Source organism: Paraburkholderia sp. GAS42 (assembly GCF_050436565.1).
Taxonomy (GTDB): Bacteria; Pseudomonadota; Gammaproteobacteria; order Burkholderiales; family Burkholderiaceae; genus Paraburkholderia.
Window position 1 is genome coordinate 174,951 of the sequence record NZ_JBNDML010000001.1, and the last position, 13,005, is coordinate 187,955.

At 63.0% G+C, this 13,005-nt stretch carries 9 protein-coding genes, 1 tRNA gene and 2 riboswitches; of the genes, 8 read left to right on the forward strand and 2 right to left on the reverse strand.

Annotated elements, in window-relative coordinates:
• Position 1 precedes the first annotated feature (1 nt).
• Both P3T16_RS00830 and P3T16_RS00835 read left to right on the forward strand, forming a co-directional pair.
• Positions 2–742, forward strand: a complete 741-nt coding sequence (locus P3T16_RS00830; protein WP_429340826.1) for a class I SAM-dependent methyltransferase — start codon at positions 2–4, stop codon at positions 740–742.
• Positions 743–790: 48 nt separating this feature from the next.
• Positions 791–1,612, forward strand: coding sequence for a class I SAM-dependent methyltransferase (locus tag P3T16_RS00835; RefSeq protein WP_429340827.1), 822 nt, complete (start codon positions 791–793; stop codon positions 1,610–1,612).
• A 189-nt stretch (positions 1,613–1,801) separates the two neighbouring features.
• Here the strand turns inward: P3T16_RS00835 and P3T16_RS00840 are convergent.
• A tRNA-Arg gene (locus P3T16_RS00840) sits at positions 1,802–1,877 on the reverse strand.
• A gap of 295 nt (positions 1,878–2,172) precedes the next feature.
• Between P3T16_RS00840 and P3T16_RS00845 the strand changes: the two genes are divergently transcribed.
• On the forward strand, positions 2,173–3,081 hold the full coding sequence (locus P3T16_RS00845; protein WP_429340828.1) for a c-type cytochrome: 909 nt from the start codon (positions 2,173–2,175) through the stop codon (positions 3,079–3,081).
• A 118-nt stretch (positions 3,082–3,199) separates the two neighbouring features.
• Here P3T16_RS00845 and P3T16_RS00850 read toward each other — a convergent pair whose 3' ends face one another.
• Positions 3,200–5,284, reverse strand: coding sequence for a UvrD-helicase domain-containing protein (locus tag P3T16_RS00850; RefSeq protein ID WP_429259206.1), 2,085 nt, complete (start codon positions 5,282–5,284; stop codon positions 3,200–3,202).
• A 258-nt stretch (positions 5,285–5,542) separates the two neighbouring features.
• Here P3T16_RS00850 and P3T16_RS00855 point away from each other — a divergent pair, with 258 nt between their 5' ends.
• From P3T16_RS00855 to P3T16_RS00875, 5 genes are all read left to right on the forward strand, one after another.
• The gene (locus tag P3T16_RS00855; protein ID WP_429340829.1) at positions 5,543–6,604 is read left to right on the forward strand and encodes an oxidoreductase; all 1,062 of its coding nucleotides are present in this window, start codon (positions 5,543–5,545) and stop codon (positions 6,602–6,604) included.
• A 209-nt stretch (positions 6,605–6,813) separates the two neighbouring features.
• Positions 6,814–6,914: riboswitch (glycine riboswitch) on the forward strand.
• Positions 6,915–6,947: 33 nt separating this feature from the next.
• Positions 6,948–7,096, forward strand: a riboswitch (glycine riboswitch).
• A gap of 76 nt (positions 7,097–7,172) precedes the next feature.
• Positions 7,173–8,291 carry a glycine cleavage system aminomethyltransferase GcvT gene (gene gcvT, locus P3T16_RS00860; RefSeq protein ID WP_429340830.1) on the forward strand — a complete coding sequence of 373 codons (1,119 nt, stop codon included), beginning with the start codon at positions 7,173–7,175 and terminating at the stop codon, positions 8,289–8,291.
• 60 nt (positions 8,292–8,351) lie between these two features.
• Positions 8,352–8,732 carry a glycine cleavage system protein GcvH gene (gene gcvH / locus P3T16_RS00865; protein WP_429259209.1) on the forward strand — a complete coding sequence of 127 codons (381 nt, stop codon included), beginning with the start codon at positions 8,352–8,354 and terminating at the stop codon, positions 8,730–8,732.
• Positions 8,733–8,800: 68 nt separating this feature from the next.
• Positions 8,801–11,731: an aminomethyl-transferring glycine dehydrogenase gene (gcvP, locus tag P3T16_RS00870; protein WP_429340831.1), complete on the forward strand. Its 2,931-nt coding sequence runs from the start codon at positions 8,801–8,803 to the stop codon at positions 11,729–11,731.
• 115 nt (positions 11,732–11,846) lie between these two features.
• A complete protein-coding gene (locus tag P3T16_RS00875; protein ID WP_429340832.1) occupies positions 11,847–12,989 on the forward strand; it encodes an alginate lyase family protein in 1,143 nt (380 codons plus the stop codon).
• The last annotated feature ends 16 nt before the right edge of the window (positions 12,990–13,005 follow it).

A 13,005-nucleotide genomic window follows, 5' to 3' on the forward strand; every position in this document is an offset into this window, starting at 1 on the left:
TATGAACAGCAGAGATTACGACGCCGAGGCGAAGGATCACCCCGAGCATCTTTATGCATACGACTTCGACTATCTGATGCATGAGTACATGCTTCAGACGTTCGCGCCGTTTGTCAGCCAGGGGACTGCACTCGAACTCGGATGCTTCGAAGGCAACTTTACAAAACTGCTTGAATCCAGATTTGCAACCGTCGACGTGGTCGAAGCATCGGCTGATTGCATTGCGACCGCATCGGCAAAAACTGGTAGCTCGGTAACGTTTCGTCACGCGACTTTCGAGACGTTTGAACCGACGCAACGTTACGACAATATTTTCCTTATCCATACGCTGGAGCATCTCGATCAGCCGGCCGAAATTTTGCGCAGGATCGGTGGGTGGCTGTCGGAGCGCGGTCGGCTTTTCGTCGCAGTGCCGAACGCGCGCGCAGCGTCCCGTCAGATTGCAGTCAACATGGGATTGATTGAACATGCTGCAGCGGTGACAGCTGCGGAGGCGGCACAGGGGCACAGGATCACATATTCGCTCGACACGCTGGGCACAGAATTACGCCGTGCGCATCTTCAGCCGGTGACGCACGGCGGCGTCTTCTTCAAAGGCCTCGCAAACTTCCAGATCGATGCGGCGTTCAAGGCGAACATCATTTCAAAGAGTTATATGGACGCCTGTTTCGAACTGGGGCGCGTGTATCCAGATCTGTGTTCCAGCATTTATGCGGTCTGCGAACGCGGAACGCACAACTAACTACCGCTTCCGAAAACCGGGCGTGAAACGATGTCAGGAAAAGCAGAGATGGACTGCATCATCTGTGGCTCGACGAGCCAATACTACTTCTCCAAAACCTATACAGAGTCGCCCTTCGATTCGTACATGAAGGACATCGGCCCCGTCGACTACTTCCGCTGCGCCCGCTGCGGTTTTGTCGCTTCCAGCACCCACCGCACCTTGAATGCCGACGTATGGGGGAGGCTGAACGAGCAATTCCACCACTACATCGAGAATCCGGCGAACGAAAAAAAGGGCAATCAGGCACCCTATGCCGAGCAGGCCATGATGCTGGTTATGCTCGGTAAGAACGGAATTATCAGCATAGACAGCACGGTTGACTACGCCGGCGGATACGGCACGCTCAGCAACATCCTCGATAAGTATCACGGGCTCGATCTCCCGGTTTTCGATCCGTTTGTGAGGAACGATGGGTCGGGCAGGTATATCGACAATTCGGAACTTGGAGTCTACCGGACGGTAATCAACTCGGCGATGTTCGAGCACGTTCGGGACAGGGAAGATCTAGATGCAGTGAACCGCATTGTTAGCGATGACGGCTGCCTGATTCTGCACACGGTAATCTGCGAAAACGTCCCGAAGGATCCGAACTGGTTTTATCTGCGTCCGCCGGTTCATACCGCGTTTCATACGAACGCGAGCATGAACATCCTGATGCGACAGTGGGGCTACGAGTCGTCGGTGTATTGCCCGCAAAGCAAATGCTGGGTGCTATTCAAGCGCGACACGCCTGCGCTGGAAGATTCAATCGAGGCGATTAACCGTGAGTTGCAGACGCCATGGTTTGTCTACAAGAAGGGATTTGTCGATTACTGGAAGGGTTTTTGAAAGTTCTGGCGTGTCGACGCGAGCCACATGACCGACTCGGCGAACGAATTTGAGCTCGTCGGCCAGCAGAATGTCCTGGGCCGGCAGCGCGCCGACCGTCGAATAGGCCACAAGCGCATCACGCCAGACGACAAAAAAAGGGCCGAGGCGGAAACGCCGCCTGAGCCCTTGATCGACACTGCAGAATTTTGGTGCGCCCGGCTGGGATCGAACCAGCAACCCCTGCCTTCGGAGGGCAGTACTCTATCCATTGAGCTACGGGCGCATTTCACAAAAAGCGCCGCAAAATCAACGGAAGCGGCACCAAAGCGAGACCGAGAGCATACCCGGTTTCGGGTGACCCGTCCACCGCGCCGCCCGCGAAAGCCCGTCCGGCGGCCTTCGACACATCACGGCAACATCCCGGCGCGGCGCGAACGATTCGCGTAAACGCCTACTGAAGAGCGTCCTCCCTGCTCGCCGCCGCTGAAACGTTACGTCTATAATCGTCCTCGTAATAAAAGAACAGGTCGTTGCCGTCACGCTGTACCGCTCACAATATCCCCGGAGACGAGACAAGCATGAGCGAAGCACCCCACGGAAATCTGATCAAAACACCTGCACAGCTCTTCGCTGCGGTCGTCGCCGGGTTTGCAGTCCCGATCGTCATCATCGTTATGCTGGCGTATTACGTCGACAACGCCACACGCGTCGGCGCCGGTACCGACAGCCTCACCGATGCCGCCGTCGACCAGCGGATCACGCCGCTGGCCCAGGTCGACATCCGCGATGCCAACGCGCCGCGCGTCTACAAAACCGGCGAGGAAGTCTACAAGGCCGTTTGCTCCGCCTGCCACGCCGCCGGCACCGCAGGCGCGCCAAAATTCACCAACGCCGGCGACTGGGCTCCGCGCATCGCGCAGGGCTTCGACACGTTGTGGCACACCGCGCTGACCGGCAAGGGCGCGATGCCCGCGCGCGGCGGCACAAGCCCCGACGACTACAGCGATTACGAAATCGGCCGCGCCGTCGCCTACATGGCGAACAACGCGGGCGCGAATTTCGCCGATCCGCCGGTGCCTGCCGCAGGTGCGGCAGCCGGCGCGTCGGGTGCAGCGGCGGCTTCAGGCGCGGCAGCGGCCGGTGCCGCCGATGCCGGCGCCGCGCAGGCAGCCGCGGCGATGGCTGCAATGGCGAGCATCCCGCAGGCAGCGCCTGCTTCCGGCGCGGCGCAAAGCGCGGACGCATCGCAGGCCGGCAAGGCGCTGTACACGCAGGTGTGTCAGGCCTGTCACGCAGCTGGCGTGCTCAACGCGCCGAAATACGGCGACAAGGAGGCGTGGGCGCCGCGTCTGAAGGAGCCGATGGACACCGTCTATAACTACGCGCTGCACGGTAAGGGCGCGATGCCGCCGAAGGGTGGCTCCTCAACCGCATCCGACGCGGACGTGAAAGCCGCCGTCGACTACATGGTCAGCGCGGTGAAGTAACCTCCGGCCCCATCCAGCTAAAACCCGTCAAGCAAAAAAATCCCTGCGCGCCTTAAGCGTCGCAGGGATTTTTTACGTCTGCCTTCACCGCGCCACTCACAACCCGCGCCGTCGAAGATCAAGGCTTCTGCAACAGTGCCTTCAAACTCGCGAGCCGGTCTTTCGGCGACATTGGCGCTTCTTCGGGCGTCGGCGGCGGGCCTTCGTCGAGCGCCATCTCCGGAATAAAGCGCGACGGCTCGCACACCACCGTTTCGCGCGCGCGCTTGCGCTTCTTGCACCAGTTCAGATGCAGGCTGCGCTGCGCCCGCGTGATCGCGACGTACATCAGCCGGCGCTCTTCCTCGATGCGGCCTTCGTCGACCGGGCCGTCGTCGGAGCCGCCGCGGTGCGGCATGATGCCTTCCTCGACGCCCACCAGAAACACGTGCGGATATTCGAGCCCCTTCGACGCATGCACGGTCGATAGCCGCACCGCGTCCGGATCTTCGTCCTTGCCTTCGAGCATCGACATCAACGCGACCGTCTGGATCAGACCGAGCAGGTTCTTGCCGGTATCGGCCAGGCCGTCGGCGTTGTCGAAACCGGTCGCCTCGCTGCCGGCCGCAGGCTCAGGCTTCGTACCCTTGCGCTTCAGCCATTCGAGAAACTCCAGCACGTTCTGCCACTTCGACTGCGCCTGACGCTCGTCGAACGCGTCATAGAGATACGCCTCGTAGTGGATCGCGTCCATCAGGTCGTCGAGCACGGTGGTCGCGGCGTCGCTGTCGGCGCGATCGGTGAGGCGCTGCATGAAATCGCAGAAGGTGCGCAGCGGCTCGACCTGACGCGCCGACAGCCGCGCCTCGATGCCGCCCATATACACCGCCTCGAACAGCGACACCTTCGCCTGCCCCGCGAACGAGCCGAGCGCCTCCAGCGTCGTATTGCCGACGCCCCGACGCGGCGTCGTGATCGCGCGGATGAACGCGGGATCGTCGTCGGCGTTGGCGATCAGGCGCAGGTACGCGCAGATGTCCTTGATCTCAGCCTTGTCGAAGAACGACTGGCCGCCCGACAGCACATACGGAATCCGCTCGCGACGCAGCACCTGTTCGAAGATGCGCGCCTGGAAATTTCCGCGATACAGAATCGCATAGTCGCGAAACTGCGCGCGCCGCTCGAACTTGTGCGCCGACAGGCGGAACACGACCGATTCGGCCTCGTGCTCTTCGTCATTGCACGGCGTGACGGTGATCGTGTCGCCCATGCCGTGCTCGGACCACAGCTTCTTCTCGAAGAGCTTCGGATTGTTCGCGATCACGTTGTTCGCAGCGGTCAGGATGCGCACTGTCGAACGATAGTTCTGCTCGAGCTTGATTACGTGCAGCTTCGGGAAATCCTTGCCGAGCTGCGCGAGATTTTCGAGCGTCGCGCCGCGCCAGCCGTAGATCGCCTGGTCGTCGTCGCCCACCGCGGTGAACGCCGCGCGCGGGCCGGCCAGCTGCTTCAGCAGTTCGTACTGGCAGGCATTCGTGTCCTGATACTCATCGATCAGCAGATAGCGCAGCTTGTTCTGCCAGCGGTCGCGCACCGGTTCGTTCCGCGCGAAAAGCTCGGCGGGAAGACGGATCAGGTCGTCGAAATCGACGGCCTGATACGCGTGCAGCGTCGCGACGTAATTGCGGTAGACGATCGCTGCCTGATGTTCGTCTTCGTTCGAAGCGAGCGTCATCGCCTCGTCTGGCATGATCAAGCCGTTTTTCCACAGCGAAATGATCGACTGGATCTTGCGGATAAAACCTTTGTCCGTCGAGCCGACCTGCTCCTGAATCATGCCGAAGCAGTCGTCGGAATCCATGATCGAAAACTGCGGCTTCAGTCCGACGTGCTCCGCTTCCTGCCGCAGAATCTGCACGCCGAGCGAGTGGAACGTGCACACCGTCAGCTGGTTGACGGGCACCTTGCGGCCTTCCTTGCCGGGCGTCGTCAGCGTCTTGCCTTCGAGCAGCTTGCCGACGCGCTCACGCATTTCCGCTGCAGCCTTGTTCGTGAACGTGACGGCGGCGATATGGCGCGGCTCGAAACCCTTGGCTTCGATCAGATGCGCGATTTTCTGCGTGATGACGCGCGTCTTTCCGCTGCCGGCGCCGGCGAGCACGAGACACGGACCATCGAGATAGCGCACCGCTTCGTTCTGGGCGGAGTTCAGGCCTGCGGACATCGTTGACTGGAAGGTAGTGCGGTTGAGGGCGCGTCTGGAAAGACCCGCCCGGAGGCATGCGGCATGGCGGTCCGCCGGCGTGCAACCCGCTGGTATGGCACGCTTTTCAGGCTCGGGCCGCCAGCACGAGACCCGCGATGTTAACACGGATGAAAGCGTCGATGACGCAGCGCAGAAGACCGCCATCCGTGGGGCCGTGTCACAATTGCAGCGTTGCGCGCCGCCCCCGCCGCGCGCCGTTTTTTGCAGGAAGCTCGCATGTCTTCATCGCTGAAAACAGGGTTGATGGGCTACGGTTTTGCCGGCGCCACCTTCCACGCGCCCGTGATCGACAACTGCGGCCGCGCGAGCGTCGCCGCAATCGCGACCGGCCAGCCGGCCAAGGCCCTCGCCGACTATCCGCACGCCTCGATCGTCCCGGATCTCGAGGCGCTGCTCGCGCTGGCTGAAATCGAGTGCGTCGTCATCGCGACGCCGAACGACACGCACTTCGATCTCGCGAAACGCGTGCTCGAAGCGGGCAAGCACGTGGTCGTCGACAAACCGGTCACGCTGACGGCGGCCGAAGCCCGTACGCTCGCCGATCTCGCGCGTCAGAAGAAGCTCGTGTTCGCGCCCTTTCACAACCGTCGCTGGGATGGCGATTTCCTGACGGTGAAGGATCTGGTCGCAAGCGGCGAACTGGGCCGCATCACGCATTACGAATCGCACTTCGACCGCTTCCGGCCACACGTCAAGCAGCGCTGGCGTGAAGAAGCGGCGCGCGGCGGCGGTCTGCTGTTCGATCTCGGCCCGCATCTGATCGACCAGGCGCTGGTGCTGTTCGGTCTGCCTGATACCGTGATGGCCACGGTCGGGATTCATCGCGACGAAGGCACCGCACCGGACTACGTGCATCTGCAACTCGGCTATCCGGACAAGGAAGTCGTGCTGCATGCCACGGCACTCGCGGCCATCGCGCCGCCGCGCTTCGCGATTCACGGTACCCGCGGCAGCTATGTGAAATTCGGTCTCGACACCCAGGAAGACCAGCTGAAAGCCGGCTTGAATCCGGGCGACGTCGAATTCGGCGGCGGCAACGAACCGGGCCTGCTGCGCGAACTGGATGGCGAGCTGGAAGTGGAGCGCCCACTGCCGACGCGCGACGGCGAATACGCCAATTTCTACCGCTCGTTGACGGCGGCAATCCACGACGGCGCGGCGTTCCCGGTCTGTCCGGAAGAAGCCGTCGACGTCATGACGGTCATCGAACTGGCAAATCAGAGCGCACAGGAAGGCCGGCGGCTGCCGTTCAAGCGCATCGGCGGCGGCGCTGCCTGACAACGTCGAAAGGGAACAAACCGTTACAAACAAGCGGGGCCGGGTCGTGATCATCCCGCTTCCATATAGATGAAGAAAGCGCGGCGAGCACTCGTCGCGCTTTTTTACGTCTTCCGCTGCACGTATTTTTGACGCGGGCCACCATGCGCACAGCCCGGCGCGGGCCACCCGTCTCAATTTGACAAGGTTCGGGGGCTCGCGTACATTCGCCGCACGCGTCGGGAGAGCGTGCTGGCCGCCGAACATCGCAGGCCGCGCCGCCGAAGGGGCACACCCGCAAACTCTCAGGCAAAAGGACCGACTGCGTCGAAAAACCGGTTTGCAGACTCATCGCAACCCCCGTTTTTCGCACTCTGGAGAGCGGCAGTAGCCGTCGTTTCGATCTCATCGAGCGACCGGCAGGCTGCCCACCGAAGGGGCGCGCGTTCACCGTGACAGATTCACTGGCCACGGTAGCGCAATCTCTCAGGTATCGAGGACAGAGGGGTCATGTATCGAAGCACTCGCTGGCACACGCCGCGAGTTTCGTCGCATGGCCTTTTCTGATTCGCGAGACGCCTGAGGCCCCATGACCGAACTCAAACACACCCCGCTCCACGCGACGCATCGCGCGCTCAACGCCCGCATGGTCGACTTTGGCGGCTGGGATATGCCCGTCAACTACGGCTCGCAGATCGACGAGCATCACGCCGTGCGCACCGACGCCGGCATGTTCGACGTGTCGCACATGTGCGCCGTCGATTTCACCGGCGCCAAAGTCCGCGACTTCTTCGGATTCGCGCTCGCGAACAACGTCGCCAAACTGCAGACGCCCGGCCGCGCGCTCTACTCCTGCCTGCTGAACCCGGAAGGCGGCGTGATCGACGACCTGATTGTGTACTACTTCAGCGAAGACCATTTCCGCGTCGTCGTGAACGCCGGTACCGCCGACAAGGACATCGCCTGGTTTAACAGGCTCAACGCCGAACACGGCTTCGGGTTGAAAATCGAGGCACGTCGCGACTACGCGATCGTCGCCGTACAAGGCCCGAACGCACGCGAAAAAGTCTGGCAAACCGTGCCGGCCACCCGCGCCGCCACCGAATCCCTGAAACCGTTCAATGCCGCGCGCGTCGGGGATACGCCGTTTGGCGAGCTGACCGTCGCGCGCACCGGCTATACCGGCGAAGACGGCTTCGAAATCATCGTCCCGGCCACCCACGTCGACGCGCTGTGGAAGGCGTTGCAGGCACAGGGCGTGCGTCCGTGCGGTCTGGGCGCGCGCGACACGCTGCGCCTCGAAGCGGGCATGAACCTCTACGGTCAGGATATGGACGACGCCGTCTCGCCGCTCGACGCCGGCCTCGCGTGGACGGTCGACCTCGTGAATGCGCGCGATTTCGTCGGACGCGCGAAACTGGAGGCGGACGGCTCGCGCTCGGCGTTCGTCGGCCTGATCCTGCAGAAGGAAAACGGCAAGGCGGGCGGCGTGCTGCGCGCGCATCAGAAGGTGGTCACGCCCCACGGCGACGGCGAAATCACGAGCGGCACGTTTTCGCCGACGATGCAGGAATCGATCGCCTTCGCGCGCGTGCCCAGGGGCGTGCAGCCCGGCGATGTCGTCCATGTGCAGATCCGCGACAAAGCTTTACCCGCAAGCGTGGTAAAACTGCCGTTCGTGCGCAATGGCAAGGTGCTCGCCGTCTGAGCCACGCCGGCGCACGCGTCCATTCTTCAAAGCCCAACCAATACGCAACAGGAGCATCCGATGAGCATCCCGGCCGATCTGAAATACACCGAATCGCACGAATGGGTCCGCACCGAAGCCGACGGCACGCTGACGGTCGGCATCACCGACCACGCGCAGGAAGCGCTCGGCGACATCGTCTTTCTCGAACTGCCGGAAGCCGGCCGCGCTGTAACGGCCGGTGACGCCGTCGCCGTGATCGAATCCGTGAAGGCGGCTTCAGACATTTACGCGCCGGTCTCGGGCGAGATCGTCGAATCGAACACCGCGCTGGCCGACACGCCGGATTCCGTCAACGGCGCGCCGTACGACAGCTGGCTCTTCAAGATCAAGCCGGCGGCCGGCGCCGCGACCGATCGTCTGATCGACGCCGGTTCGTACTCGAAGTCCATCGGCGAGTAATTTCTCAACACGTCAGGTGCGGCGCCCGGTTTTGAAACGCCGGATGGCCGCACCACCAGGAACACCTCATGAAGCTCGAACACCCGGATCGTCTGATGAACCGCACTCCTCTCTCGCTCGCGGCGCTCGAAGTGCACGACGCCTTCGCCGAACGGCACATCGGCCCGGATTCCGCCGATCAGCACGCGATGCTCGAAGCCCTCGGCTTCGCGTCCCGCGCTGCGCTGATGGACGCCGTGATTCCGAAGACGATCCGCCGCAACGAAGCGCTGCCGCTCGGCCCCTTCGCCCAGCCGAAGAGCGAAGCCGAAGCGCTGGCCGCGCTGCGCGAACTCGCGGACAAGAACCAGGTGTTCCGCTCGTACATCGGACAGGGTTACTACAACGCGCACACGCCGGCGGTGATCCTGCGTAATGTGCTCGAAAATCCGGCGTGGTACACGGCGTACACGCCGTATCAGCCGGAAATCTCGCAAGGCCGTCTCGAAGCGCTGCTGAACTTCCAGCAGATGATCATCGACCTGACGGGCCTGTCGATCTCGAACGCATCGCTGCTCGACGAAGCCACCGCCGCCGCCGAAGCGATGACGCTGCTGCAACGCATCGGCAAGCCGAAGTCGAACGTGTTCTACATCGCCGACGACGTGCTGCCGCAAACCATCGAAGTCGTGCAGACGCGCTCAAAGCCGGTCGGCATCGAAGTGAAGGTCGGCCCGGCTGCGGATGCCGCGAGCGCGAACGCGTTCGGCGTGCTGCTGCAATATCCGGGCGTGAACGGCGACGTGCGCGACTACCGCGCGCTGGCTGATGCGATCCACGCTGCAGGTGGTCATGTGGTCGTCGCCGCCGATCTGCTCGCGCTGACTGTGCTGACGCCGCCGGGTGAATGGGGCGCCGACGTGGCCGTCGGCAACACGCAGCGGTTTGGCGTGCCGGTCGGTTTCGGCGGCCCGCACGCGGCGTATCTCGCCGTGCGCGATGAATTCAAGCGCCAGATGCCGGGGCGGCTGGTCGGCGTGACCGTCGATGCGCAGGGCAATCCGGCGCTGCGTCTCGCGCTGCAAACGCGCGAACAGCACATCCGCCGCGAAAAGGCGACGTCGAATGTGTGTACCGCGCAGGCGCTGCTCGCGATCATGGCGAGCATGTACGCGGTCTATCACGGCCCGCACGGCCTGAAGACGATCGCGTTGCGCGTGAACCGCATCGCTGCATTGCTCGCACAAGGCGCGAAGCAACTCGGCTACAAGCTCGTCAACGAAACCTTCTTCGACACGCTCACGTTCGAAACCGGCGCGCGTACGCAGGCGCTGCACGACGCGGCGACGGCCAAGGGCATCAATCTGCGGCGCGTGAGCGATACACGCGTCGGCATTTCGATCGACGAAACCACGAAACGCAGCGATCTCGCCGATCTGCTGGCAGCGTTCGCACAGGCTGCGTTTGTCAGCGACGTACCGCAGGTCGACGCGCTGGATACGGCGTTGAGTGCAGCGGATTCGTTCCCGGCATCGCTGGAACGCACGAGCGCGTACCTCACGCACCACGTGTTCAACCGTCACCATTCGGAGACGGAAATGCTGCGCTATCTGCGCAGCCTGTCGGACAAGGATCTCGCACTCGATCGCTCGATGATCCCGCTCGGCTCGTGCACGATGAAGCTGAACGCGACGTCGGAAATGCTGCCGGTCACGTGGCCTGAATTCGGGCAGATCCATCCGTTCGCGCCGGCCGAGCAAACCGTCGGCTACCGCGAAATGATCGATCAGCTCGAACAGATGCTGGTCGCGGCGACAGGTTACGCGGCTGTTTCGCTGCAGCCGAACGCGGGCTCGCAGGGCGAATATGCCGGCTTGCTGATCATTCACGCGTACCATGCGTCGCGCGGCGAAGGTCATCGCAACGTCTGTCTGATTCCCGCTTCGGCGCACGGCACGAACCCCGCTTCGGCGCAGATGGCCGGCATGCAGGTCGTCGTGGTCGCGTGCGACGCGCAGGGTAACGTCGATATCGAAGACCTGAAGGCGAAAGCCGCGCAGCACGCTGACAAGCTGGCCGCGATCATGATCACGTACCCGTCGACACACGGCGTGTTCGAAGCGAACGTGCGCGAAATCTGCGAGATCGTGCATGCGCGCGGCGGCCAGGTTTATGTCGATGGCGCGAACATGAACGCGATGGTCGGCCTCACGGCGCCAGGCCAGTTCGGCGGCGACGTCTCGCACCTGAACCTGCACAAGACGTTCTGCATTCCGCACGGCGGCGGCGGACCGGGCGTTGGTCCGGTCGCAGTCGGCGCGCATCTGGCGAAATTCCTGCCGAACCAGACGTCGTCGGGCTACGAGCGCAACGCGAACGGCATCGGTGCTGTCTCGGCTGCGCCGTACGGCTCGGCTTCGATCCTGCCGATCTCGTGGATGTACATCGCGATGATGGGCGCGAAAAACCTCACCGCCGCCACCGAAACCGCAATCCTCAACGCGAACTACGTCGCGAACAAGCTCGCGCCGCACTACCCGGTGCTGTACTCGGGCCCGGGCGGACTGGTCGCGCACGAATGCATTCTCGATCTGCGTCCGATCAAGGAAACGAGCGGTATCTCCGTGGATGACGTCGCGAAGCGTCTGATGGACTACGGCTTCCATGCGCCGACGATGAGCTTCCCAGTGCCGGGCACGCTGATGGTCGAGCCGACCGAATCGGAATCGAAGGAAGAACTCGATCGTTTCATCGAGGCGATGATCGCGATCCGCGACGAAATCCGCGCCGTCGAGGAAGGCCGCGCCGACCGCGAAGACAATCCGCTGAAGCATGCGCCGCACACCGCGCAGGTTGTCGTCGCGGATGACTGGAAGCATGCGTATGCGCGTGAGACCGCGGCGTACCCGCTTAAGTCGTTGCTCGCGAAGAAGTACTGGCCGCCGGTCGGCCGCGCGGACAACGTCTATGGCGACCGCAACCTGTTCTGCTCGTGCGTGCCGATGGCGGATTACGAGTAACGCCTGCCGCGTCACGGCGGACCGCGTGCTGCCGTACCACGGCGCGCGGTCCTGTCGTTCGCGCCCCGGAACGGCTAACATCACACACCGAATCAGCCAGACTAAGGAGTTTCGCATGGCGCGAAAGGTGCGATTGATGCAACGCCGGATAAGACCAAAGAAAGCACTGTCACGGCAGTTCGCAGGCACGCCGCTGGCTGTACTGTTGCTCACCTGCGGCGCACTCGCGCTCCCATCACAGCAAGCCCACGCAGCGATGAATTTCTGCGCCGCGCCCGGGCTGCAAACCAGTGAACGCACGAATGCCGATCCCGGCGTGAAGGCCCTGGTCAGCAACGTGCAGGCGCATCTGAACGAAACGCCGCACGCGCTCGCCAGACTGCATACCGAAGGCACGCTCCCGCACGAAGGCATCTACGACCAGAGCGTGGAAGCCGAAAAGGATCTCGACCTCCTGCGCGACGCCGCGCTCGCCTGGCGTGCCACCAGCGACGACCGCTACCTGAAACTCGTCGACCGCCTGCTGTATGCGTGGGTCACGACCTACCAGCCGAGCTTCAATCCGATCGACGAAACGCACTTCGAGGGCCTGATCCTCGCCTATGACATGACCGCCAGCGCGCTGCCCGTGAAAACGCGCAACGCCGCCATGGCATTCCTGACGAAGTTCGCAAACGGCTACATCGGGCAGATCGACGCACAACCGCGTCCGCTCACAGGCTCTTTCAAGAACAACTGGCAGAGTCATCGGGTCAAACTGGTATCGATGGCCGCGTTCACGCTCGACAACCGGAAGATGATCAACGCGGCGCAGCGCCTGTACGTCGAGCACATCGGCGACAACATCGCGCCCGATGGCGCAACCGTCGATTTTGCGGAACGTGATGCGCTGCACTATGTGACGTACGACCTGCAGCCGCTCGTCACGGCCGCGCTCGCCGCGCGCCGCCACAACCGTAACTGGTTGCCGGAGAAAGCGGCGAACGGCGCGTCGCTGGCTGCCGCGCTCGACTGGCTCACGCCGTACGCGACCGGCGCGAAGACACACGAAGAATTCGTGCATTCGGACGTGCCGTTCGATGTAAAACGTCGCGAAGCTGGCTTGCCCGGCTACTCGGGTCAATGGGATCCGAAGAACGCGACGGAGTTGTTCCACCTCGCCGCGCGACTCGATGGCCGCTTCACGCCTGTCGCGCTGCAACTGGCACCGTCGCCGCCCGCGTGGCTCGCCGTGTGCCTGCCGCTCGCGGCGCGCTAAACCGATATCTACTTGC